Raw genomic sequence first — 25,160 nt, 5'->3', positions numbered from 1 at the left:
TGGAAAAGTGAAAGTCTTATCTCACTCCCCCTGTTTTTGACTTAACGCAATGCAGGTAGCCTGACCAGCACTCCCCCCTTATCGAGGTAATGGCAATGAAGGCCATTGTATTCAACCAGCCCGGCTTGCCCATTGAAGACCCGCAATCGCTGTATGAGGCAGACCTGCCCAAGCCAACCCCGGGTGCCCGCGATCTGTTGGTCGAAATCAAGGCCATTGCGGTCAACCCGGTCGATACCAAAGTGCGCGCATCACGCAGCGCCGAGCAACCCCAGGTGCTGGGCTGGGATGCTGTAGGTATCGTGCGCGAGGTCGGCAACGCAGTGACACTGTTCCAGCCCGGCGACGAGGTGTTCTACGCCGGCGCCATCGACCGCCCTGGCAGCTACAGCGAGTATCACCTGGTGGACGAACGCATTGTCGGGCACAAACCCCGCAGCCTGGACAATGCCAGCGCTGCGGCGTTGCCGCTGACGTCCATCACTGCCTGGGAGTTGCTGTTCGACCGGCTGAGCGTCGAGCAGTACGGTGGCAAGGGGCAAAGCCTGCTGATCATTGGCGCCGGTGGCGGCGTCGGCTCGATCCTGGTGCAACTGGCCAGGCAGCTCACCCAACTGACCGTGATCGGCACGGCCTCCCGCCCGCAAACCCAGCAATGGGTCAGCGAACTGGGCGCCCATCATGTCATCGATCACACGGTTCCGATTCCACAACAACTGGCGGAACTCAAGCTGGAGCCAGTGGATTACGTGATCAGCCTGACGCACACCGATACTTACCTGGCGCAACTGGTGGAAGTGCTTCGGCCGCAAGGCAAGCTTGCGCTGATCGATGACCCCGTACAACTGGACGTCGTGCCGCTCAAACGCAAGTCATTGTCCCTGCACTGGGAGCTGATGTTCACGCGTTCGCTGTACACGACCGAAGACATGATCAAGCAGCATCAATTGCTCGAGCGCGTATCGGCCCTGGTCGACGAGGGTGTGCTCAAAACCACCGTAGGCGAGCACTTCGGCGCAATAAACGCTGACAACCTCAGGCGCGCCCATGCCCTGCTCGAAAGCGGTAAGGCCCGCGGCAAGGTCGTGCTGGAAGGTTTCTGAACCAAAGGTTCATGGCAAAACTGCAGCACCCGGTGATGATGTGCATCGGCGTGTTGGCCACCCGGATACCGGATCACATGGGAACATCACTGCTGTGCCCCGAAGGCGCCCGTTCTGCCAAAGCAGGCGCAAGGAGTGCCACAGCAGCCAAGCCAGGCTGCATCCTTGAGCCTTGGGCGGTATGGTACGGGGCATTGCGCAACCCAACTGCCAAGGAGGTGGCCATGGCGCTGTTCTGTAGGCTGAGTTTGTTGACCCTGCTCGCTGGCATGCTGCTGGGTGACATCGTGATCGCCACGGTAGGCCTGGTCGGCGTGTGCGCAGCTGCCGTATACCTCGACATCCGCCAGGATGCACACAATGATGCGCCCAACGAACCGGACTTTCTGGCATAGGTAGGCCCGCCCCGGCGTGCTTCGCTCAAGCCTGAGCATCCACGCCAATGCACCGCTGCCCGATGATGGCAATTTGGGCGATAGCTCGCGAAACCTCTGCGACGCCAAGGTGACTAAGCCATAGGCGCAGGCTAGACTCGCCCATGAAAGCGACTGTGAACACTGCGTTTACTTGAACATGCTCGGCGGTCACACAGGCAGCCGGCCTTTGCACTGCCGGCGGGAACCCATGACCTTGCAACCTGACGTCAATTTGACCAATTGTGATCGCGAACCGATCCAGATACCGGGCAGCATTCAGCCACACGGCTGTCTGCTCGCTTGCGACGCCTCTGCCAGCCTGGTCCTGCGCCACTCCGTAAATACCTCCCAAATGCTTAGCGTGACCGGCGGCGTCAATGGTCAGAGACTTGAGGCGATCATCGGAATCGAGGCTGCCCACACGGTTCGCAACTCCCTGGCACGTGTGAAGGAAGCTTCCCGGCCAGCGCTGTCATTCGGCGTGCCGCTGGCTTCAGGCCAGGCGTTCGATGTGTCTGCCCACCTGTTCAAGGGTACTGTCATCCTCGAATTCGAGCCCGCCAGCCAGAGCATCGCCGAACCGATCGAACTGGTGCGCACGGTCATCGCCCAGTTGCGCGAGATCGACCGCTCCGACAGGCTTGTGGCCGATACCGCCAAGCGTGTTCGTGCACTGCTGGGTTACGACCGCGTGATGATCTATCAGCTCGGCGCCGACGGCGCTGGCAAGGTTGTAGCCGAAGCCCGGCGTAGCGGGCTTGAAAGCTTTCTGGGGCAATACTTTCCGGCATCGGATATTCCCCAGCAGGCCCGTGCGCTGTATGTGCGCAACCCTGTGAGGGTGATTGCCGACGCCAACTTCAAAACCGTGCCGCTCGAGCCGGTGCTGGATTTGTCTGGCGAGCCGCTCGACCTGTCCTACGCGCACCTGCGCAGCGTTTCGCCGATTCACTGCGAATACCTGAACAACATGGGCGTGGGCGCATCCATGTCCATTTCAGTGATCGTCGACGGTGCCCTTTGGGGGCTGATCGCCTGCCACCATTACGCACCACGCACGCTGAGCATGGGCCAACGGGTCGCCGCAGAAATGTTCGGTGAGTTCTTTTCCCTGCATATCCAGACACTGCAGGCCAGGCAAACCCTGGAGGCCGCCGCCCACGCCCGTCAGGTGCTCGACAACCTGCTGCACGATGCCCACCGCACAACGGACATCGATGAACTGCTGCGCGCTCGCTTGAGCGACTTCCAGGCCCTCATCCCCTGCGATGGCATTGGCATGTCGTTGCAAGGCCAATGGACCGTGGCCGGGCTGACGCCGCCAAGGCAGGCGGTGCCCGGGCTGCTCAGCTTCGCCGAGGGTGTTGCCGAGGGCCGCACCTGGGCGTCGAACTGCCTGTCGCTGGCGCACCCTGCAGCACAGGACTATGCCATGGAGGTCTCGGGGGTACTGATCATCCCGATGTCGCAGCACCCACGGGACTACCTCATGCTGTTTCGCAAGGAGGTGATCGAAACCCTGGATTGGGCCGGCGACCCCAACAAGACCTACGAGAGCGGGCCCCTGGGTGACCGCCTCACCCCCCGCAAGAGCTTCGCCGTGTGGAAGCAGACGGTCCACCACCACTGCCTGCCCTGGTCCGAGCAGGACCGCCAGTTTGGCGAAGCCATCCGCGCGGCGGTGGTCGAGGTCGCGCTGCACAACAGCGAGCTACTGGCCGATGAACGCTCCAAGGCGCAGGTTCGCCAACGCATGCTCAACGAGGAGCTCAACCACCGGGTGAAGAACATTCTTTCGCTCATCGGTGCGTTGGTGGCCCACCCCACCTCAGAACACCAGACCCTCAACGGCTATGTGGCGACGCTCAAGGGTCGGATCCAGGCGTTGTCACTGGCACACGATCAGGTGGTCCGGGGTGACGGTGGTGGCCGTTTTGCCAACTTGCTGGAGGCCGAACTGTCCCCGTACCGCACCAGCGCCGATGCACTGGTACTCACCGGCCCCGCGCTGTTGCTCGATGCCCGCGCCTATTCGGTGATGGCTTTAGTGCTTCATGAGCTGGCGACCAACGCGGCAAAGTACGGGGCCCTGTCCAGGGCGGGCGGCAGGTTGTCTGTCGACTGGGTTGTCGACACGGGCGGGGCCTGTGACATCACGTGGCGCGAGAGCGGCGGGCCAACGGTACGGGCACCGACGCGCAGCGGCTTCGGCTCTGTTCTGATCGAACGAAGCATCCCGTTCGACCTCGGTGGCAGCAGCACCCTTGAATACAGGCCAGAGGGCCTGCAGGGGTTCTTCCGGATTCCGGCAAAGCACCTGACGCTGGTCGAAGAGCTCGCCAGCGATACCCCGGCGGTTGCACAGCAGCCACAGGTAGACTGCAGCAGCCTGGTCAGCGCGCGTGTGCTCATACTCGAAGACCAGTTGGTGATTGCGGTTGGCCTTGAGCAGATTCTGGCCGATGCACAGGTGCAGGATGTGCTTACCGCAAGCTCCGAAGCCGAAGCCCTGAAGCTGCTTGCCAGCCACACGCCGGATGTCGCAGTGCTGGACATCAACCTGGGTACCGGCACCTCCATTGCCGTGGCCGAAGCCCTCACAAGCCTGGGTATCCCCTTCCTGTTCGCCACCGGCTATGGCGACAGCCTGAACATCCCTGACCATTTGAAGCATGTGCCGGTGGTGCGCAAGCCCTACGACGCAGCCTCGATCCTGCACAACCTGGAAAACCTGCTGGCCTAGCGCGTCACCTGCGCGAGGGGACCGTGCGGCGGTCCCTGCACGGGCTCCCCCCAAAGGGTGATTTCGAGTGCCCCGCGAGTGTGGGAGCATTCCCACGTCCCACCTCAAGCTCTGCCCCTGATCCAACGCCATCAACAGTATCGAGCCTGCTCGCATATTGCGGCGTCCTGCATCCAGAACCAGGAGTCAGCAATGCATACAACAACAAATACAGCCCATCCGCCCCACCCTGCGTCGCACCCCACCGCTTCAGGCCGTTTCAGAAAATCCATGGGCATGACCGCGCTGGTGCTGTTCGGCCTCGCCTACATGGTCCCCCTGGCCGTATTCACCACCTACGGGCTGGTCACCCAGATGACCAAAGGGCACCTGCCCACCGCCTACCTGCTGACCCTCGCCGCCATGTTGCTCACGGCCTACAGCTATGGCCGCATGGTCCAGGCGCACCCCTACTCCGGCTCGGTCTACACCTACACCCGCAAAGCCTTCGGCAGCCACTTCGGTTTCATCGCCGGCTGGACCCTGCTGCTCGACTACATCTTCCTGCCCTTGCTCAGCTACCTGCTGATCGGCATCTACATGTCCGAGTATTTCCCGTCGGTGCCTGCGTGGGTGTGGGTGCTGGGCTCAATCGCCCTGGTCACCTTCCTCAACCTGATCGGCATCGAGTCGATCACACGGGTCAACTGGATACTGGTGGTTGCGCAACTGGTGTTCATCGTCGTGTTCGTCGCGCTGTCGTTGCGCAACCTTAGCGAGCAGAGCGCGCCGGTGTCATTGCTGGCACCGTTCCATCATGAGGGCTTCAGCGTTCCGCTGGTCATGGCCGGCGCTGCGGTGCTGTGCCTGTCTTTTCTGGGCTTCGACGCCGTGTCGACCATGGCCGAGGAAACCAGCGACCCGACCCGGCGTATCCCGCAGGCAATCATGGCAGTGTCGGTGATCGGTGGCCTGCTGTTTCTGCTGGTGTCGTATTGCGCCCAGATGGTCTTCCCCGATTGGGCCTCGTTCGCTGACCCGGACTCCGCCTCGGTGGATGTGATGCGCCATGTCGGTGGCGAACTGCTGGTGACCGGCTTTACCGCTACCTACGTGGCCGGCTGCTTCGCCTCAGCCATGGTGTCCCAGGCCAGCGTGTCCCGCGTGCTGTTCGCCATGGGCCGCGACGGCGCATTGCCGCGGGCCTTTGGCCGCCTGGTGACGAAAAAGCGCGTGCCGGCCACGGCGATCATGCTGGTCAGCACCCTGTCGCTGGTCGCTCTGTTCATCACCCTGGACACTGTCGCCAACATGATCAGCTTCGGCGCGCTGTTCGCCTTCTCGGCAGTCAACCTGGCGGTGCTCAAGCATTACCTTGTCGACCAAAAGCTGCGTGGCACACGCAACTGCCTGCTGTATGGCGCGCTGCCGGCGCTGGGTTTTATGAGCACACTGTGGCTGTGGAGCAGCCTGTCGAGCATGTCGTTCACCATCGGCCTGTGCTGGATGGCCGCAGGTTTCGTCTGCCTGCTGGGGCTGACCCGCGCGTTCCGGGTGAAACTGCCCGACCTGCAGATGACAGACTGATCCGGCAAGCCGTCATCCTCGACGCTCAGGGCGCGAATTGACTATGATCCCGACTTGAACGTTTCAGCATGTTTCAATAGGGACTCCAATGTCTGTTCAGGAAATACCGCCGGTCGCCCTCTCCAAAGGCGAAATCGGCAAGATGGAAGCCGCCATGGCCTTGGGCAGTTTTGCCATTGGCACCGGCGAATTCGCGATCATGGGGCTGATGCCGGACATCGCCGGCAACCTGCAATTGAGCGAACCGCAGGTAGGCCATGCGATCAGCGCTTACGCGCTGGGCGTGGTGGTGGGTGCGCCGGCGCTCGCCATTCTTGGCGCCAAGCTGCTGCGCAAGCACATGCTGCTTTTGTTGATGGCGCTGTATGCCGTGGGCAACCTGGCCACCGCCTTCGCTCCGTCGTTCGCAGGCCTGGTGGCCTTCCGCTTCATCAGCGGCCTGCCCCATGGGGCGTACTTCGGCATCGCCGCGGTGGTTGCCTCGAGCATGGTGCCGAGCAACCAGCGCGCCGGTGCCGTGGCCCGGGTAATGATGGGCCTCACACTGGCCATGTTGCTGGGTAACCCCGTGGCGACATTGCTGGGGCAGTACTTTGGCTGGCGCTCGGCGTTTTTGCTGGTAGGCCTGATCGCTGTGTGCACCATCGCGCTGGTCTGGCAGTACGTGCCGCAGCGTCGCGATGAAGCACGCAGTGACCCACGCAAGGAGCTTAAAGCCTTCACCTTACCGCAAGTGTGGATGGCGCTGGCCATCGCCTCGATCGGTTTTGCCGGCATGTTCTGTGTGTTCAGCTACCTCGCGCCGACCATGCTAGAGGTGACTCAGGTCGCCCCCCAGTGGATCCCCTTCGGCCTGGCCGCATTCGGTATCGGCGGCATCATCGGCAACATTGCCGGCGGCAAGCTGTTCGACCGGCTGCAATTCCGCGCCGTGGGCATCGTACTGGTGTGGTCGACCGCCGTGCTGTTGTTCTTCACCTTCGCTGCCCATGCGCTGTGGACACTGCTGCTGGGCATCGGCCTGGTCGGCACCATGATCGCACTGGCCGCCCCCTTGCAGATCCGCCTGATGGACATTGCCCACGAAGCCCCGAGCCTGGCAGCAGCGTCCAACCATGCAGCCTTCAACCTGGCCAATGCCTTGGGGCCTTGGTTTGGCGGCATGGCCATCAGTGCCGGACTGGGCTGGACCAGCACCGGCTATATCGGTGCCGCTGCGGCGCTGGTAGGTCTGGGGATCTACGCGGTGGCACGGCGGATGAAGGGTGGCCAGTAGTCGCCTACTGCCTATCGAGCGCCGCACGAGCGGCGCTCGTTTTAGCCAGGCGTTACTCCCCCAAAACCACTAGACCTCATTCACCAGATTCGCCGGCCTCTGCCCCGCCAACGCGCTCAACAGGTTCTCTACCGCACAGCGCGCCATGGCCTCACGGGTTTCGTGGGTCGCCGAGCCGATGTGCGGCGTGGCCACCACGTTGTCCAGTTGCAACAGCGGCGAGTGGGCCGGCAGTGGCTCCTGCACGAACACATCCAGCCCGGCGCCGCGGATGCGCTTGGCTTGCAACGCCGCAAGCAGTGCCTGTTCATCCACCACACGCCCGCGGGCAATGTTCACCAGGATCGCCTCGGGCTTCATCAGCGAAAGCTCCCTTGCGCCGATCAGGCCTTCGGTGCTGGCGCTCAAGGGCACCGTCAAACAGACAAAATCCGCCTCGCGCAGCAACTCGTCCAGGGTGCGATACCGGGCACCATAGCGGGCCTCCACCTCTGGTTTGGCCCGCGAACTGTGGTACAGCACGCGCATGCCGAACCCGGCCGCACCACGGCGGGCCAAGGCCTCACCAATGCGCCCCATGCCGACGATGCCCAAGGTCTTGCCATGCACGTCACTGCCAAAATGCGCCGGCCCAAGGTTGGCCTGCCAATGGCCGTCACGTACCCAGCCGGCCAGCTCCACCACCCGCCGGGCAGTGGCCAGGATCAAGGCAAAGCCGGTGTCGGCGGTGGTCTCGGTCAATACATCAGGGGTGTTGGTCAGCATCACGCCACGGCGGGTCAGCTCGGCAACGTCGTAGTTGTCGACGCCAACCGACACACTGGCCACCACCTCAAGCTGTGGCGCCAGGTCCAGCAGGCTGCTGTCCAGCCGCAAACTGGCGCCCAGCAGGCCATGGGCACCGGGCAAGGCATCGCGCAGCCGGGCCAGGCCATCACTGCCGGAGGTATCCACCCAGGTCACCTCGACCTGCTGTTGCAGGCGCGCCAGCAGGGCCTCGGGCAGGCGCTTGTAAAGGACGATTCGCTTTTTCATAGCCGTTTCCTATTGGCTCATTGCCAGGCGCTGGCTGCGGGGCTTGGCCTGGCCTGAGGTTTGTGATGTTTTCAGCACAGCCGTGAGCGCCACTGCCGTCAGCAGCGCACCGCACATGAACAGGTACGAAGCGCCAGGGCCACCGGTGGCGCCGTTGAGATAGCCGACTAGCCACGAGCCGCCAAACGAACCCAGCGCTCCCATGCTGTTGATCAGGGCCATGGCCCCACCGGCCACGTTGCTGGGCAGGATCTCCGGCACGATGGCGAAGAACGGGCCATAGGGGGCGTACATACAAGCCCCGGCGACCACCAGCAGCGCATAGGACGCCCAGAAATGCTCGGTGCCCAAGGCGTAGGAGCCATAGAAGGCCAGCGCGGCAATCAGCAAGGGCGGCCAGACGAAACGCTTACGCTTCTGCAGTTTGTCAGAGGCCCACGACACCCCGACCATGGCCACGACCGCTGCCAGGTAAGGCACCGAGGCCAGCCACCCGGCCTCGACGATGTCGACGTTCGCCGCCTGCTTGAGGATCGAGGGCAGCCACAGCACGAAACCGTACACCCCGATGCTCCAGCAGAAATACTGCAGCGACAGCACGATGACCTGCGGCGAGCGAAACGCCTCGCGGTAGTTCTTAACCGGTTTGATGCCTTGCTGTTCAGCGGCCAGTGCCTGTTCGAGCGCGGCTTTCTCCTGCTCGCTCAACCACGTCACCTGAGCTGGCCGGTCGTCCACCAGGCGCCACCAGACGAACGCCCAGAGCACCGCAGGCAGGCCCTCGATTATGAACATCCAGCGCCAGTCGAAATGCTTGATCAGGTACCCCGAGACCACCGACATCCACAGGATGGTCACCGGGTTGCCCAGCATCAGGAAGGTATTGGCGCGCGAGCGTTCGGCGCGGGTGAACCAGTGGCACAGGTACACCAGCATCGCCGGCATCACCGCCGCCTCGACCACGCCGAGCAGGAAGCGGATGCCGATCAGCAGGTAGACATTGCTGACCATGCCGGTCAGGGTCGCCAGGCTACCCCAGAGGATCAGGCTGACGAAAATCAGCTTTTTGACGCTGCGTTTTTGCGCGTAGATGGCGCCAGGCACCTGGAAGAAGAAGTACCCGAGGAAAAACAGCGCCCCCAGCAGGGACGACAGCGCCGGGGTGATCTTCAGGTCATCGGCCATGCCCGAGGCGGCGGCGAAGCCGTAGTTGGCACGGTCGAGGTAGGCCAGGCTGTAAGTGACGAAGACGATCGGGATGATGTACCACCAACGGCGTGGGGCGAGGCTTGTCGATTGCATGATGCGGCTCCTGAGCTTGTTGTTTTTGTAGCAACCGGCCGGCGTACCGGCGATCAAAGTTTCAGGCACTCTCGGGTAATGCGTAAGCTTCCAGCTCCCGGCGCAGTGGCAAGCCTTCCATGTCGCCGCGCGATTGCACGGCGCGGCTGCCGCACCAGTTGCCGCGAACCACCGCCTCGGCGAGCGGGCGGCCTTCGAGTAGGCCGCTGACCACGCCAACGGCAAAGGCGTCGCCGGCACCGACGGTGTCCACCACCCTGGCCACCGGCACCGGGGCGACCTGCCCTTGGCACTGGGCATTGCGGTAGTAGGCACCCTCACCGCCCAGCTTGATGACTACGTGCTCGACACCACGGTCGAGGTAGAACGCGGCGATGTCCGCCGGGGTTTGCAGGCCGGTCAACAGCCGCCCTTCCTCGAGCCCTGGCAGCAGCCAGTGCGCCTTTACCGCCAGCGCATTGACCTCACGGACCATGCTCGCGCAGTCAGGCCACAGCGACGGGCGCAGGTTGGGGTCGAAGGAAATGCTGCGCCCCTCACTGCGCATGCGCTCGACCAGTTCATGGGCCAGCACCCTGCAGCCGGCCGACAGCGCCAGCGGAATACCGGTGGCGTGCAGGTGGCGGGCCTGCAGCAACGCCGGGCTGAGCTGCGCCAGCGATAGGTGGCTGGCCGCAGAGTTGCGGCGAAAATACTCCACCACCGGGTCGCTGCCATCGTCGCTACGGCCCTTGAGCTGGAAGCCTGTCGGGTGGTGGTCATCGACCTCCACGTGGCTGCAGTCCAGGCCCTCTTGCTGCAGGGTGTCGAGCACGAAGCGGCCCAACGAGTCGTTGCCCACCCGGCTCAGCCAGCGCACCCGAAAACCCAACCGGGCCAGGCCGATGGCCACATTGCTGTCGGCGCCGGCAATGCGCTTGGTAAATGCCCCCACCGCCGCCAGATCACCGACCTGCTCGGCAACGAACATGGCCATGGTTTCGCCAAAACACAGCACGTCATGCTCAGGCATGGCTCACCTCCTCGGTCATGCCGATGCGGGCCAGGTTGTTGACCTGGGCGCGGGTCAAAGCCAGCAAGTCAGCCCCGGCCAGCGGGTACTCCACGGCGCGCATCAGCCCGGGGGTGAACTCGGCGAACATTGCCTCCCAGGCCATCAGGTCCCGTGCCTGCGGCACAACGGCCACCAGGCGCCCGCTGGCCTCGCGCTGCACTGCCTTGCAATGCACGTAACGCACCCAGCGACCGAGCAAGCGCGCTGCCTGCGCGGCGGATTCACCCTGCCATTGCCAGTTGCCGATATCGAAGGTCATGCCCAGCGCCAGCCCCTGGGCCTCGCAGCGCTCAAAGAACTGCAGCAGCGGCGCGATGCGCCCGCCCTGCGCGGTCTGGTCGTTCTCCACCAGCAACAGTGGGTCACCAGGGCGCAGTTGCGCTTGCAAGGCCGCCAGGTCGCATGCGCAAGCGTAATGCCCCAACGACACCTTCAGCGCCATGGCGCCGAGTGCGCGGGCAAGCGCCAGCTTGGCAGGCAAGCGCGCGTCCAGCTGCCCTTCAGGCGTCCACAGCTCCAGTGGCGAGGAATACAGGCACTGCAACTGCAGCGCGTTGATTGCCGCCGACAGCGCGGCGGCATCCGGGGCCTCGTCGAACAACTCTTCGCGCAGTTCGACACGTGTCACGCCGGCAGCGGCCAGCAGTTCAAGGAAGCTCTCCTGCCCACGCTCCCGGACCAAGCTGGCACCGTAGCTGGAGAGGCTGATGGAAACGGGGTTCGCGTGCATTGTTTTTGTCCTTATGAAACCGGTTTCATTTTTGACTGCAGCAATGGCCGGCGTCGTTACCGGCCGTTTCTTCATTCGCGTGTTTGAGTGGAACCTCGGATGATCAACTCTGCCTTGAAGTCCAGGCGCCGTGGCGCCCCGCTCTCGCCGCGCAGGCGGTCGTGCAGGCAGTCGAAGGCGGCCACACCGATGCGTTCGGTGGGTTGGGCGAGCGCGGTAATGCCGCTACCGACCAGCGGGTACCAGTCCAGTTCGTCCAGCGCAATCAGGCCGACGTCCTGGAACAGGTTGCAACCAGCGTCGTGCAATACACGGGTCACCGTCAGGGTGGCCACGCCGTTGAAGGTAAAGATCGCCTGCGGCCCGTGCCCGTTACTGCCGAGGAAGGCGTCAAGCCGGGCGTGCAGGTTGCCGTCGATCTCCACCAGTTGCTGACGCATGCCGGCGCGACGGCTGATCGAGGCGGTGAACGCCTGCGTGCGTTCGAGCCGGGAGCTGGTGCCGTCCAGTGGTTCGGTGACCGCCAGGATGTCGCGGTAGCCACGCGCCTGCAGGTGGTCCAGGGCCTGCTCGATGGCCTGGGCGTTATCGAGCCCTACCAGGTCTACGTTCAGCTCCGGCAGTTGCCGGTCTACCAGGACCATGGGCATGTCACGCTGAAGGTTGAGCAGCTCGCCGGGGTGATGGCCAAGGGTATTCACGATCAGGCCCTCGACGTTGTAAGACTGCAGGGCCGCCAGGTGATGGCGCTCCTGCTCGTCGTCGCGGTTGGTGTTGCATACCACAAGGCTGTAGCCGTGCTGACGGCAGGCGGTTTCGACGCCGTGCATCACCGCGACTGAATAGGGGTTGAGGATGTCTGCTACCAGCATGCCGATCAAACGCGTCTGGCCACGCTTGAGGCCGCGGGCCATCTGGTTGGGCCGGTAGCCCAGGCGCTCGATGACTTCTTCAAGGCGCTTGGCGGTAGCTTCGGCCAGCAGCTGGCGATCGCCGCCAATGTAGCGCGACACGGTGGCCTTGGAGACGCCGGCAACGCGTGCGACCTCACTTATGGTCACGCGTTCGCGGGAATGGGCAGGCAAGTCGGTCATTTCGGTCCCTTGTGATTATTGTCGGTGACGGTGACTGAAACCGGTTTCAATACATCAAAACCGAGCGGTTTCGTCACCTACCGTTCGTCGGGATTCTACCTTTTCCGGCGCACTGCCCCACCCAATTTCTACAGCCGACGCCAATCCTGTAGGAGCCGGCTTGCCGGCGATCACCGGCAAAGCCGGTGCCATGCACTGCAGCGTCTGCATTGCCGGCAAGCCCCTCAAGGTATGACGCCGGGCGCCGGCCTTAGCGGATGGCTTTCACATCACTGGCCGAAACAGCACTGCCTTGGTTACCCCAACTGGTCCGGATGAAATTCACCACCTCAGCCACTTCCTGGTCGCTCAAGCGCCAGCCGAACGCTGGCATGGTGAGATTCGACGGCGCGGTATGCGTCGCCGGCACAGTGCCGCCATCCAGCACCACATGGATCAACGAGGTGGCATCGGCCGTCTGCACCACCGGGTTGCCGGCAAGCGCCGGGAACACGCGGGTATACCCCTGGCCGTCGGTACGGTGGCAGGCAGCGCAGTTGTCGACGTACACCGCCGCACCCGGCTTGCTGTCATCCCCGTTCCATAAAGCCTGTGCCACGTGCTTGTCGTACACATGCGGCTGGTCGTGCGGGTCGCTTGCCGGTAGCGTCTTGAGGTAGCGGGCAATGGCCGTCAGGTCGGCATCGCTCAAGTGCTGCATGCTGTGTTCGACCACATCGCTCATGCCGCCGAACACGGCACTGCGGTCACTGCGGCCGGTTTTAAGGAACTGCACCAGCTGTTCCTCACTCCAGCTACCCAGGCCGTCCTTGTGGTCACCGCGCAGGTTCTTGGCGATCCAGCCTTCCAGTGGCGCACTGCCAGCGAGGAACTGCTTGCCATCAGCGGGGCTCAGGGCCTCTTCCTGCATGGTCAGGGCACGCGGGGTATGGCACGCGCCACAATGGCCCAGCCCCTCCACCAGGTAGGCGCCGCGGCTGACCACCGGGTCGGCACCGGCCGGCGCTTGCCAGGCTTTCACCTCTGGCGCGAACACGCCACGCCAGATCGCCAGCGGCCAACGCATGCTCAGGGGCCAAGGGATGTCGGTGGCCTTGTTTGGCTGCGCCACCGGTTGCACGCCTTGCATGAAGTAGGCGTACAAGGCGCGCATGTCCTCGTCCTTGACCCGCGCATAGGACGGGTACGGCATGGCCGGGTACAGCGTGCTGCCGTCCTTGGCCACACCTTTGCGCACGGCCAGGTCGAAGTCTTCGAAACTGTACTGGCCGATGCCGGTGGCATCCGGTGTGATGTTGGTGGAGTACACGGTGCCGATGGGGGTTTCCATCGGCAGCCCACCGGCAAAAGGCTTGCCGCCCTTGGCGGTATGGCAGGCCACGCAGTCACCGGCACGGGCCAGGTACTCGCCCTTCTTCACCAGCGCATCGGTAGCTTCATCAGCCTGGGCAGCCAGGCCCGTGCCCAGCAGCAGGGTCGCGATCAACAGTTTTTTCATGCCATCGCTCCTCAAGCCTGAACCAGCGGGCCGGGGTTTTTCAGGTACTGCTCCCGGATGGCCCGCGCCGACCAGTAGGTCAGCGCAGCCACCAGGCCGGTGGGGTTGTAACCCAGGCCTTGGGGGAACGCCGATGCGCCCGGCACGAACACGTTGTGCACGTCCCAGCTTTGCAGGTAGCGGTTCAAGGCACTGGTTTTGGGGTCGGTGCCCATGATTGCGCCGCCGTTGAGGTGGGTGGTCTGGTAGCTGGCGGTGTTGAAGTGCTCCTGGACCTTCTTGCCTAGCACAGCGATGGCCTTGGGGTTCATCGCCTGGGCGATCTTGCTCAGCTTGTCGACCATGAACTGGTTCATCTTGATGTCGTTTTCCTGCCAGTCGAAAGTCATGCGCAGCAGCGGCTGGCCGTAGGCATCCCGGTAGGTCGGGTCGAGGTCCAGGTAGTTGCCACGGTACGACTGGTGCGCGCCGTGGGCGTCCATCGACAGCTGGTGGGTGTAGTAATCGGCCGTGGCCTTCTTCCAGGCACTGCCCCAGGCGGGCGTGCCGGGCGGGTTGGCAATACCGGCAATCGGCCGGCTGCCGGCCTGGTTGACCCACATCGGCGAGCCGCCGACGAAACCGTGCGGCCCATGGTCGAAGTTGTCGGCGTTGAAGTCGTCGATCGCCACACCGTTGCCGCCGGCGCCGATGAAGTTGTTGGTGTAGGTGTCCTTGTCGAAGAACGCTTTCACCGTGCCCATGTTCTGGTAGGCGAAGTTGCGCCCCACAACCCCTTCGTTCTTGATCGGGTCATAGGGTTTGCCGATGCCCGACAGCAGCATCAGGCGCACGTTGTTGAACTGGAACGCGGCAAGGATGACGATGTCAGCCGGCTGCTCCACTTCCCGCCCCTGGGCATCGATGTAGGTCACCCCGGTAGCCTTGCGCTTGCTGTCGTCCAGGTTCACCCGCAGCACATGGGCATTGGCCCGCAGCTCGAAATGGGGCACCTGGCGCAGCGCCGGCAGGATGTTCACGTTGGGTGACGCCTTGGAGTACATGTAGCACACGTACCCGCTGCAGAAACCACAGAAGTTGCACGGCCCCATCTGCGCCCCATAAGGGTTGGTGTAGGGCCCTGATGTGTTGGCCGAAGGCAGGTTGTAGGGCTTGTAGCCCAGGCTGGCGGTTGCCTTCTGGAACAGCTGCGCAGACACCACGTTCTTCTGCGACACCAGCGGGAAGGGGTTGGAGCGGTCCGGTGCATAAGGGTTGCCACCCTTCCCTTCGCCGACCACCTTGCCGTTCACGGTCCAGGCCTGGCCCGAGGTGCCGAAGACCTTCTCGGCGAAGTCGAAGCAGGGCTCGAGCTCCTCGTAGCTCACGCCAAAGTCCTGGATCGTCATGTCTTCAGGAATGAAGCGTTTGCCGTAGCGCTCTTCGTAGTGGCTGCGCATGCGCAGCTCCATCGGGTCTACACGAAAATGCACGCCGGACCAGTGCAGGCCTGCGCCGCCCACGCCCTTGCCGGGCAGGAAGGCACCGAGCTGGCGGTTGGGCAGCGCGACATCGTTGACGCTGTGGCGGATGGTGACGGTTTCTTTGGAGACATCCACGAACAGCTTCTTGCGCACGCTGTAGGTCAGCTCATCGATGACCTGCGGGTAGCTGCCTTCGGGGTAGGTGTCCTGCATCGGCCCGCGCTCCAGCGCGACCACCTGCAACCCGGCCTCGGTGAGTTCCTTGGCCATGATGGCGCCCGCCCAGCCGAAACCGACGATCACCGCATCGACCTTCTTCATTGCATTGGCCATGCCTTACGCCCTCTCGCCACGAATCGATACTGCCGGGAACGGGTAAGGCTCATTGCGCTCGACCCAGTCCATGAAGTCTGCACGGGCGCCGGGGAAGCCGATTTGCGTCCAGCCGACCATACCCTTGTTGCCACCGTGAATCGGGTCGCAGAAGAACCCCTCGCGGGTGTTCTGCACCAGCAGGCTGAAAAACACCTTGGCAGGCAGCTGTTCGAAAACGATCTCACCGGCTTCGATCTTGCCGAGAACTTTGTCTCGGGTAGCGCTATCTTGCTCAGCAAACGTTTTACCGCTGGCGTTTTTGCACCATGCATCCGCAGCGGCGATGCCCAGGCGGTAGATTTGCTGGGGGCTCAGTTGCAGCTGGTAGCCAAGCTCTGGCGCGGCGTCGGCCTTGAACGGGCCCTGCATGTACCACTGGGCACCTGTGGCATAGGGGGTGTTCATCTGGCGATCAATAAACTCGGCGGCGCCTGCTTCGAGTGCGCCGGGGCCCAGCTCGTCAGCGGGGATGATGCGCGACACCGCCGCCTGTACAAAGGCCCATTCTTCGGCGGTGAAGAAAGTCGGCTGGTAATGGCCAGGGGGCGGTGTAGCAGGCACCTTGGGTTCGCGGGCCGGCTGGGCCAGCAGCTGGCCGGCACCCAGGCCGGTGCTGGTAGCCACGGTGACCACGGGAATAAGGGTCAACGTTTTGCGCAGAAAGTCCCGGCGCGGGTTGTCGGGGGCATGCTCAGGCATTGCAAATCCTCATCAGCATTGGGGCGGCCTTGGGTTGCGCCGTCTGGGTTTGGATCAGGGAGAGGCCCTGAGAAAGCCGCGTAATCTAGCTGGTTCGGAAACATTTTGAAACCGGTTTCATAGGGAGCACCAGGCTCTCCCAATACCGTTAACTTGATGACATGCACCCAGAAATGCCCCTTCCAACGCACCCGATATCAACCTAAGAGCACATTTGTACTCCACCTCTCAAAACTCGACCGTGTACCCCACGATCACCCGATTTTCATCCGCCGCATCGGCAAAATTGGAGCGCATGGTCGCATTGCGCCAACGCAGCGCCAGGCTCCTGAACACCCCCGACTGCACTACATAGCTGATGTCGGTGGTCCGCTCCCACTCCTCACCTTCGCCACCCCGCGCGGCCAGCGCCCGGCCTTTGCTGCTGGCAATCCGCTGTGGGTCGATCTGGTCACCCTTGACGTAGCGCACATTGAACGTCAGCCCCGGGATGCCCAATGCTGCAAAGTTGTAGTCGTAACGCAGCATCCATGCCCGCTCGTTGGCCAAGGCAAAAGTGCTCACCTGCTGCTCGCTGAACAGGTAGGTATCGGTCCCACCAACATACGCGTAGGCGGTATTTCCACTGGCCTTCTGGTAACCACCGCTGAAGGTATGCCCGTGCAGGCCATAGCCGATGTTGGTGCTCAAGGTCCGGTTATCCACCTCGCCCAGCAACGCCCTGCCCTGGTCGTGCGCGTTGAACCAGCGCCATTCGGTGAATGCCTCCCCCGGCCCAAGGCCGGCCCTGTACTTGAACCCCGCAAAGTCCCGCTGGAACAGGTCTTCAAGCTGACTGGTGTGCACGCTGAGGGTCAGGCTCTTCGCCGGCTGATAATCGACACCCGCGTAGTACAGGCGGTCGCTGGTCACCGTTGCCGAATAGGCGCCCTGTTGCGCCATGGCGGTCAGGCTTTCAAAGTCGGTGGAGTCGCGCAGCTTGGTGGCATCGACCTGCAGCAAGGTAAAGGTGAAACGGTCCAAGTCCTTGCTGACCAACTGGGTACCCTTGAACCACTGCGGGAACAACCGGCTGTAGTTCGACGCCAGCAATGGCAACTGGGGGCTCAAACCACCCAGCTGCAGTTGGGTCTGCGAAAGCTTCGCCTTGACGGTGGCAACCGCCTTGCCATAGCCATCCACCGCGCGCCTGTCACTGCCGCGGGGCAACAGCCCGCTGCCGCTGCGGTCCGGGGATGAATCGAGCTTGACGCCGAGCATCCCTGCCGCATCCAGGCCAAACCCGACGACACCTTCGGTGTAGCCCGATTGCCACTTGAGCAAAAAGCCCTGGGCCCATTCACCGCGCCTGGACTGGCTGGCAGCAGCACCGTGAAAGTCGCGATCAAAGTAAAAATTGCGCAGCTCCAGGCTGCCTTTGCCGTCAGCGACAAAGGCCGCCTGGGCCGATTGCCACGCACAGCACAACGCCGCGAGCATCAGTGATGCCCGCCGTGAGACGGAAGTGTTCATGGGTTATGCCTTGTTATTGTTCTTGTTGTTCAGCGTCAAGGGCTTGCCAGGTTCAGACCTTGGGGTTTCTGACGTAGCGCATCACCACCAGGCAGGCGAGCAGGATGAGCGGTGCAATCGAGAGCATGCCCATGTATGTGCTGCCTGTGATGTCGTTGATCTGCCCCACCATCACCGGTGCCACGATGCCGCTGAGCTGGCCCACGGAGTTGATTGCCGCGGTACCGGTTGCAATCGCCAACCCGGAGAAGGTCGACTGCGGGATGGTCCAGAAGATCGGGATGGCAATGAACGTACCCGCTGTCGCCAGTACCAGCGCCGCCATCATCGCCCAAGACGAGCCCGAGAACAGGCACGCGAGCAAGTAACCAACGGCTGCGGCCAGCAAGCAGTACACAAGGTAGCGCTTGCGCTCGCCGGTGCGGTCCGAGCGCCGGGTGAGCAGCACCATACCGACGCACGCCACCGCATAAGGCAGCGCAGACAACACACCGACCCACAGCATGTCCTGTACCCCTGAAGACTTGATCAGGTGCGGCATCCAGAAATTCAGGCCATAGGACGCGCTTTTGATCACGTAGTAGATGAACGCCATGATCGCCACCTCTCGGGTCAGCAGCACCCGCCACAGCGAACCCAGCACCGGTTTGTCCGCGCGTTTGTCCTGGGCAAGGTTTTCCTGCAACAGGGCTTTCTCTTCAAGGGTCAGCCACTTGGCCGACGCAATGTCGCGATCGAGCTTGCACAGCACCAACACGCCCAGCACCACGCACGGCAAGCCCGACATCAGAAACAGCCAGTGCCAGCCGGCAAGGCCCAGCACACCGTCCATGGTCCCCAGCAAAAAGCCCGCCGCAGGGCCGCCAACCGCGCCAGCCAAGGGCACAGCCAGAAACCACAGCCCGTTCATCTTCGCCAGGTGCTTGCGGGGGAACCAGCAGGCCAGATAGAACAGGATGGCCGGCCCGAAACCAGCCTCCATCACGCCGATCAGAAAACGCAGGAAGTACAGGGTGTAATGGGTATAGGCAAATACCAGAGCCGCAGTAGCCAGCCCCCAGGACACCATGATCCGGCAGATCCACGCCGGCGCGCCGTAGCGCTTCAGGCCCAGGCTGCTCGGCACCTCGAACAGCACGTAGCCAATGAAGAACATGCTCGCGGCCAGCCCGTAGGCCGCGTCGCTCAGGCCAAGCTCGGCCTGCATCTGGGTCTTGGCGAAGCTGATGTTGATGCGGTCGAAATAGGAGAACAGGAAACAGATGATGGCCAGTGGCATGATGCGCCAGGCCACCCGCCGGTACAGCAGCAGTTCATTGATGTGACGCTCATTGCGCTCACGCGCCAGAACACCGGTCAAGGCAACCATGGTGGATCTCCATTCTTGTAATTATTGGAGAGCGGCGGCGCCCTTCAGGGCGCCACTGAAGGGGGTTAGCCGATACGCACGAGCTTTTCCTTGCAGGCTTGGCCTTTGCGCACGTAGTCAGCGGCATTGGCGTGCATGTGCGCGATGGCCTCTGGCGACAGCTCACGCACCACTTTGGCAGGTGCACCGAGGATCAGTGAATTGTCGGGGAAGACCTTGCCTTCGGTGACGATGGCACCCGCCCCCACCAGGCAATTGCGGCCGATGACCGCGCCGTTGAGTACCACCGCCTGTATGCCGATCAGTGCACCATCGCCAATCGTGCAGCCATGCAGCATCGCCTGGTGGCCGATGGTCACGCCACTGCCCACGGTCAGGTTGAAACCAGGGTCGGCATGCAGCACCGCGCCCTCCTGCACATTGCTGTGCTGGCCAATGTGGATCGGTTCATTGTCGCCGCGCAGCACCGCTTGCGGCCACACACTAACGCCTTGCGCCAGCGTGACATCGCCGATCACCGTAGCTTGCTCGGCAACGAAGGTTTCCGGGTGCAGGTTAGGGACAAGCGTGTCGTATCGGTAGATGGCCATTTTCAGCGCTCCTGCTCGTCAGTCTTGAGCACGCCTGCGGCGCACAGCTCGGCAATGTGCGCATCGCTGTAACCAAGCTCGCGCATGACTTTCTGGGTGTGCTCGCCGATACGCGGGATCGGCCTGCGCGGTTGCAGGCGCTGGCCATCGAGCGCCAGCGGCAGCAGTGGCATCGGCGTGCTGCTGCCGTCCTCCAGGGTGAGGTCGGCCATGCCCCCGCTTTGCATCAGGTGGGGGTCATCGAACAGCTCCTCCGGGCGACGGATCGGCGCGAAGGGGATGCCATTGGCCTCAAGCTCGACCGCCAGTTGCTGCGCATCAAGTGTGGCGAATACCTCGGCCAGGTGCGCCAGCAAACGCGGGCGCTGCAACACCCGGTCGTTGTTGCTGGCCAGGGTGGGGTCGTCGCGCAATGCCGCCTGGCCAAGCACGGTGCACAGCGCCTGCCACTGCCCCTCCCCTGTGGCGGCGACAAACATCTGCTCGCCCCCGGCAAAGGTGAACACATCATAAATGGCCCAGGCACTGATACGGTTGGGCATTGGCGCTGCCGCCTCCCCCGTGACCACAAACTGCTGCATGTGCTGGGCGGCCAGCAGCACGCAGTTCTCGTACAGTGCGCTCTGTACCTCGCGGCCAACGCCGGTGCTGTTGCGCTCGTTGAGCGCGGCCAGCACCCCGATGGCCCCGAACATGCCGCCCATGATGTCGTTCACCGAACTGCCCGCACGCAGCGGCCGCCCCACCGGCCCGGTCATGTAGGCCAGGCCCGCCATCATCTGCACCACTTCATCCAGAGCCAGCCGATTGTCGTAAGGGCCGCTGAGAAAGCCCTTGTGCGAGGCGTAAATCAACCGCCGGTTGCGCTCGCGCAGGGCGGTGTAGTCAAAGCCGAGCGTATGCATGCGCCCTGGCTTGAAGTTCTCGATGAACACATCGGCCGTGTCGATCAGCGCCAGCACGGCATCCCGGCCCTGGGGCGTTTCCACATCCACGGCGATGCATTGCTTGTTGCGGTTGAAGGTGCGGAAAAACCCGGCGCCTGCGCCGAGCAAGCGCCGTGTGCCATCGCCACGGGTGGGCTCGATCTTGATCACTTCTGCGCCAAGATCACCGAGGATCATGCCGCAGGTGGGGCCCATGACCATGTGCGAAATCTCAACGACACGAATGCCGTCCAAGGGGAGTCTGGACATGCGGGTAGCCCTTAGTAGTTGAGCGGCAGGCCGGCGCGGGCGAGCGCGCCGTACAGAGGTTCATCGGGCAAGGCATCACGCAGTACCTGGCGTGAGTCGATCAATGCCTGCAGGTCGATGCCGGTGTCGTAACCCATGCTTTGCAGCATGAACACCAGGTCTTCGGTCACGGTATTGCCGGAGGCACCTGGCGCGAACGGGCAACCGCCAAGGCCGGCCAGCGAGGCGTCCAGCTCGCGGATACCTTGCTGCACGGCGACCAGGCTGTTGGCCAGCGCCAGGCCACGGGTGTCGTGGAAGTGCGCGGCGCGCAGGCGCTCCCCGGCAATGCCCCGCACCGCCTGGATCACCTTGGCTACCTGCCCGGGGTTGGCGTAGCCGACGGTATCGGCCAGCGACACCAGGTCGCAACCCGCCTCGATCACCTGGCGTGTCAATGCGCACAGGTCACCCAGCGGCACATCACCCTGACGGGTGCAGCCGAAGGCCACTGACATGCCGGCGATCATCTGCACGTCATGCCGGCCCATCTCGCTGCGCAGCTGGCACATGCGCCCCAGCTCCTCAACCATTTCCTGCGGCGTGCGGCGTACGTTGGCCATGCTGTGGGCGTTGCTTACCGACACCGGGGCGACGACGCGTTGCGCACCAGACTCCAGTGCATCCTGGGCACCGCGCAGGTTAGGGGCCAGTACCGTAACCAGCAGGCCCGGGTAGGTCAGTGCGTGGGCGACCACCTGTTTGGCGTCGGCCATCTGCGGCAACAGCCTGGCCGGCACGAACGAGGCAACTTCCATGTGGCGCACGCCAGCGGCATACGCGCTGTCGATCCAGCGCAGCTTGGCGGCAGTCGGCATGACCGTCTGCAGGCTCTGCAGGCCATCGCGCAGGCCGACTTCATTGATTGTTATTGTTGTCATCAGGGGGCTCTCTGTCTGAAGCGTGTGGCCAGACTAAGAGCAGCATGGCGGGCAGAAAAGACGTCTTTCACGGGCTGATCCATCGTCAGCCGCGATGGATATCAGGGCATGGCCTGCCAGGCCGGCGCGCGCAGCAGCAAGTGGTCCAGCAGGCGCCGCGCCGACAGCGACAGCGCGTGCCGGTCACGCATGCAGATGACGAACTCACCCAACGCCCAGTCATCGGTCAGCGGGATCACCCGCAAGTCGAACAGTGGCGCATAACGCGCCACCGCCTCCTGCGGGAACACCGCCAGGCCCAGGCCGAACTGCACCAGCCGGTAGGCCGCATCGAACGACGACACGTACGAGCGAAAACGCAATTCCTTGCCAGCTGCCTCGGCGCTCTTGCACATGAAACTGTTCAACGTGGCGAACGCCGACAGCCCTAGGTGCTCGTAGCCAAGCGTTTCGGCAAAGGCAATGCTGCTGCGCGCTGCCAGCGGGTGGCTGGCACCGACCACCACCGCCAGGTGGTCTTGCCGATAAGGCACGAACTCAAGGCCGCCGACTGCGGTGGACTTCCTGCAGATACCCAGGTCGGCATTGCCCTCCGCCACGCCACGGACCACATCGGGGCTGAAGCGCTCTTCGATATCGGCCTGGATCAACGGGTTTTCCAGCATGAAGGCCGACAGTTCCTCGGGCAGAAACTCCATGATCGACGAGACATTGGCCAGCACCCGCACATGCCCCCGGGCGCCCTCGGCGTATTCGCTCAGCTCACTGTCGAGGCGCTCCATGGCCCGGGTCAGGCCGCGGGCATGGCGCAACAGGGCAAGCCCTGCCGGGGTGGGTTCGACCCCGCGCTTACTGCGCTTGAGCAGCGTGGTGCCAAAGCGCGCTTCGATGTCCGAGATACGTTTGCTGACAGCCGAAGGCGCCATGAACGCCCGCTCACCGGCGCGGGCGATGGTGCCCTCTTCGCAGACCACGATGAACAGGTGCAAGGACAGGTGGTCGAGGGGCTGCATGGCGGTATCCGGGTAAGGAGAGGCAGCCATCCTAGCATCAGTTATTTGTGTTGCCCCACCGCCGGCAAGCCGGCTCCGGCAGCGATGGCGGTGCTTTTGAAATGGACGCGAAACGTGTGTGCCGGCATTGGAGCCGGCTCAGCTCGTGGGAATCGCCAAGAGGCTTTATCATGGCCCTCCACCACAGAGGCCCGCCATGTTCGATTGGGAAGACCTGCGCCATTTCTGCGCCTTCATCAGCACCGGCTCCCTGTCGGCCGCAGCCAAGCAGCTGGGCGTCGACCACGCCACCGTGGCCCGGCGCATCGCCGCACTGGAAGCTGCGCTCAACCTCAAGCTGGTCGACCGCCGCCCCAGGGCTTACGTGCTGACCGAGCAAGGCCGCCGGGTGGGCGATTACGCCGAGCAGATGACCCAGGCCTCCTTCGCCCTGGAACACTTCGCCAGCGCAGGCCAGCAGCAGGTTGAAGGCCAGGTGGTACTGGCCGCCCCGCCCGCCTTGCTCGGCAGCCTCATTGCGCGGCGCCTGGCCACGCTGTGCAACCGCTACCCGCAGCTGCACCTGAAACTGGTCGGCAGCAAGTCGCGCGCCTCGCTGGCGCGCCGCGAGGCCGATATCAGCGTGGCCCTGGCCAGGCCCAGCGAGCCCACCCTGGTGGCCAGCCTGCTGGGTTACCTGGATTACCGCCTGTACGCCGCCCCCGGCTACCTGCGCAGCACCAGCACGCCGCGCTATATCGGCTACGACCAGTCCCAGGCCAAGTCGGCGCAGCAACAGTGGCTGCTCGCCCAGACCCACCACCAGCCCTTTGTAGTGCAAAGCAACGATTTGCGCATCCAGGCCCAGGCCGCTGCCGGCGGCATCGGCATTGCCTGCCTGCCGGCATTCATGGCCCAGGAGCATGGCTTGCAGGCCATCGGGGAGGAAACACAGACCATGAGCATCGAACTATGGCTGGCCGTGCATGAAGACGTGCGCAACACACCGCGCATCAAGGCCGTCACCGATTTTTTGCAGCAACAGGTCAAGCCACTGCTGCGCTTGTGAATTTCTGCAGAGCTCGCCTGCACCGATACGGGATTTCCGCACGCCCACAGCCCCGCTAAGCTTCCCCCATCGCAAACGACCACCGAGGAGAAGCAGATGCAGTACGTCAAGTTGGGCAACACCGGCCTGGATGTTTCGAAACTGTGCCTGGGCTGCATGACCTTCGGCGAGCCGGGCGCCGGCACCCACCCCTGGACCCTCGGCGAAGCCGACAGCCGCCCGATCATCCGCCACGCCGTGGAGCAAGGCATCAACTTCTTCGACACCGCCAACAGCTACTCGGCCGGCACCTCGGAGCTGATCCTGGGCAAGCTGCTGAAGGCGTTCACCCGCCGCGAAGAAACCGTGATCGCCACCAAGGTGTTCTTCCCGGCCAACATGTGGGAAGGCAGCACCCGGCCCAACGAGCAGGGCCTGTCACGCAAGGCGATCATGGCCAACATCGACGCCAGCCTCACCCGGCTTGGGACCGACTATGTCGACCTGTACCAGATCCACCGCTGGGACTACCACACCCCGATCGAGGAGACCATGGAGGCGCTGCACGATGTGGTCAAAGCCGGCAAGGCGCGCTACATCGGCGCATCCTCGATGTATGCTTGGCAGTTCGCCAAAGCCCAGCAGGTGGCGGCCAGCAACGGCTGGAGCCGCTTCGTGTCGATGCAGAACTACCTCAACCTGATCTACCGCGAGGAAGAGCGCGAAATGATCCCGCTGTGCCTGGACCAGGGCGTGGGCCTGATGCCCTGGAGCCCGATGGCCCGCGGCCGGCTGACCCGCCCGCATGGCCAGCAGACTGAACGTACCCGTACCGACATTTCCGGCCGGTCGTTCTATGAGAAGACCGAAGTGGAGGACGGCCGGGTGATCGATGTGGTCGAACAGATAGCCCGCGAGCGTGGCGTGCCCATGGCGCAGGTGGCGCTGGCCTGGGTACTGGGCAAGCAAGGGGTTTCGGCGCCGATCGTGGGCGCGTCGAAGGTGGCGCAGCTCGATGATGCGATTGGCGCGTTGCAGTTCGAGCTCAGCGCCGAAGAAGTGGAGCGCTTGCAAGCGCCCTACGTGCCGCATGCAGTGACGGGCTTCAAGTAGGCCTGCCCGGGCCTCACCAGCGGCATACCGATGCCCCCACAGGTACTGCACCCAGGCAGGTGCAGT

General features: G+C 63.5%; 21 protein-coding genes. 7 read left to right on the top strand and 14 right to left on the bottom strand.

Going from position 1 to position 25,160, the window contains the following annotated elements; translation table 11 throughout:
* Positions 1-95 precede the first annotated feature (95 nt).
* The 5 genes from JET17_RS13075 to JET17_RS13055 all read left to right on the top strand — a co-directional run bounded on the left by JET17_RS13075 (position 96) and on the right by JET17_RS13055 (position 7,104).
* Positions 96-1,103: a zinc-binding alcohol dehydrogenase family protein gene (locus JET17_RS13075; RefSeq protein ID WP_012314430.1), complete on the top strand. Its 1,008-nt coding sequence runs from the start codon at positions 96-98 to the stop codon at positions 1,101-1,103.
* Positions 1,104-1,114: 11 nt separating this feature from the next.
* Entirely contained in the window at positions 1,115-1,498 is a 384-nt protein-coding gene (locus JET17_RS13070; RefSeq protein WP_012314429.1) for a hypothetical protein, read from the top strand.
* Positions 1,499-1,727: 229 nt separating this feature from the next.
* Entirely contained in the window at positions 1,728-4,262 is a 2,535-nt protein-coding gene (locus tag JET17_RS13065; RefSeq protein WP_012314428.1) for an HWE histidine kinase domain-containing protein, read from the top strand.
* 192 nt (positions 4,263-4,454) lie between these two features.
* Positions 4,455-5,828, top strand: a complete 1,374-nt coding sequence (locus JET17_RS13060) for an APC family permease (RefSeq protein ID WP_012314427.1) — start codon at positions 4,455-4,457, stop codon at positions 5,826-5,828.
* A gap of 88 nt (positions 5,829-5,916) precedes the next feature.
* On the top strand, positions 5,917-7,104 hold the full coding sequence (locus JET17_RS13055; RefSeq protein WP_012314426.1) for an MFS transporter: 1,188 nt from the start codon (positions 5,917-5,919) through the stop codon (positions 7,102-7,104).
* A gap of 69 nt (positions 7,105-7,173) precedes the next feature.
* Here JET17_RS13055 and JET17_RS13050 read toward each other — a convergent pair whose 3' ends face one another.
* The 14 genes from JET17_RS13050 to JET17_RS12985 all read right to left on the bottom strand — a co-directional run bounded on the left by JET17_RS13050 (position 7,174) and on the right by JET17_RS12985 (position 22,954).
* On the bottom strand, positions 7,174-8,139 hold the full coding sequence (locus JET17_RS13050; RefSeq protein WP_012314425.1) for a 2-hydroxyacid dehydrogenase: 966 nt from the start codon (positions 8,137-8,139) through the stop codon (positions 7,174-7,176).
* 9 nt (positions 8,140-8,148) lie between these two features.
* Entirely contained in the window at positions 8,149-9,441 is a 1,293-nt protein-coding gene (locus tag JET17_RS13045) for an MFS transporter (protein ID WP_012314424.1), read from the bottom strand.
* Between the two features lie 61 nt (positions 9,442-9,502).
* Entirely contained in the window at positions 9,503-10,453 is a 951-nt protein-coding gene (locus JET17_RS13040) for a sugar kinase (RefSeq protein WP_012314423.1), read from the bottom strand.
* On the bottom strand, positions 10,446-11,225 hold the full coding sequence (locus tag JET17_RS13035) for a sugar phosphate isomerase/epimerase family protein (protein WP_012314422.1): 780 nt from the start codon (positions 11,223-11,225) through the stop codon (positions 10,446-10,448). The genes JET17_RS13040 and JET17_RS13035 overlap by 8 nt, the downstream gene beginning before the upstream one ends.
* Positions 11,226-11,296: 71 nt before the next feature.
* The gene (locus JET17_RS13030) at positions 11,297-12,319 is read right to left on the bottom strand and encodes a LacI family DNA-binding transcriptional regulator (RefSeq protein ID WP_012314421.1); all 1,023 of its coding nucleotides are present in this window, start codon (positions 12,317-12,319) and stop codon (positions 11,297-11,299) included.
* Between the two features lie 250 nt (positions 12,320-12,569).
* Positions 12,570-13,817, bottom strand: a complete 1,248-nt coding sequence (locus JET17_RS13025) for a cytochrome c (protein WP_012314420.1) — start codon at positions 13,815-13,817, stop codon at positions 12,570-12,572.
* 11 nt (positions 13,818-13,828) lie between these two features.
* On the bottom strand, positions 13,829-15,613 hold the full coding sequence (locus tag JET17_RS13020; RefSeq protein ID WP_012314419.1) for a GMC family oxidoreductase: 1,785 nt from the start codon (positions 15,611-15,613) through the stop codon (positions 13,829-13,831).
* Positions 15,614-15,616: 3 nt separating this feature from the next.
* On the bottom strand, positions 15,617-16,354 hold the full coding sequence (locus tag JET17_RS13015; protein ID WP_012314418.1) for a gluconate 2-dehydrogenase subunit 3 family protein: 738 nt from the start codon (positions 16,352-16,354) through the stop codon (positions 15,617-15,619).
* A 228-nt stretch (positions 16,355-16,582) separates the two neighbouring features.
* On the bottom strand, positions 16,583-17,866 hold the full coding sequence (locus tag JET17_RS13010; protein WP_012314417.1) for an OprD family porin: 1,284 nt from the start codon (positions 17,864-17,866) through the stop codon (positions 16,583-16,585).
* A gap of 52 nt (positions 17,867-17,918) precedes the next feature.
* A complete protein-coding gene (locus tag JET17_RS13005) occupies positions 17,919-19,235 on the bottom strand; it encodes an MFS transporter (RefSeq protein ID WP_012314416.1) in 1,317 nt (438 codons plus the stop codon).
* A gap of 65 nt (positions 19,236-19,300) precedes the next feature.
* Complete coding sequence (locus tag JET17_RS13000; RefSeq protein ID WP_012314415.1) at positions 19,301-19,825, bottom strand: gamma carbonic anhydrase family protein; 525 nt, start codon at positions 19,823-19,825, stop codon at positions 19,301-19,303.
* Positions 19,826-19,827: 2 nt separating this feature from the next.
* The gene (locus JET17_RS12995; protein WP_012314414.1) at positions 19,828-21,021 is read right to left on the bottom strand and encodes a CaiB/BaiF CoA transferase family protein; all 1,194 of its coding nucleotides are present in this window, start codon (positions 21,019-21,021) and stop codon (positions 19,828-19,830) included.
* Between the two features lie 11 nt (positions 21,022-21,032).
* Positions 21,033-21,941, bottom strand: a complete 909-nt coding sequence (locus tag JET17_RS12990) for a hydroxymethylglutaryl-CoA lyase (protein ID WP_012314413.1) — start codon at positions 21,939-21,941, stop codon at positions 21,033-21,035.
* A 101-nt stretch (positions 21,942-22,042) separates the two neighbouring features.
* Entirely contained in the window at positions 22,043-22,954 is a 912-nt protein-coding gene (locus JET17_RS12985) for a LysR family transcriptional regulator (RefSeq protein ID WP_012314412.1), read from the bottom strand.
* Between the two features lie 196 nt (positions 22,955-23,150).
* On the opposite strand from JET17_RS12985, the gene JET17_RS12980 reads away from it, so the two are divergent.
* Together JET17_RS12980 and JET17_RS12975 are read left to right on the top strand one after the other, a co-directional pair.
* Complete coding sequence (locus JET17_RS12980; protein ID WP_012314411.1) at positions 23,151-24,002, top strand: LysR family transcriptional regulator; 852 nt, start codon at positions 23,151-23,153, stop codon at positions 24,000-24,002.
* Positions 24,003-24,098: 96 nt separating this feature from the next.
* Complete coding sequence (locus tag JET17_RS12975) at positions 24,099-25,094, top strand: aldo/keto reductase (RefSeq protein WP_012314410.1); 996 nt, start codon at positions 24,099-24,101, stop codon at positions 25,092-25,094.
* Positions 25,095-25,160: the final 66 nt, after the last annotated feature.

Source organism: Pseudomonas putida (genome assembly GCF_016406145.1).
Lineage (GTDB): Bacteria > Pseudomonadota > Gammaproteobacteria > Pseudomonadales > Pseudomonadaceae > Aquipseudomonas > Aquipseudomonas putida_E.
Note: the sequence above shows the minus strand (reverse complement) of the source record. Positions and strands in the feature narration are given on the sequence as shown.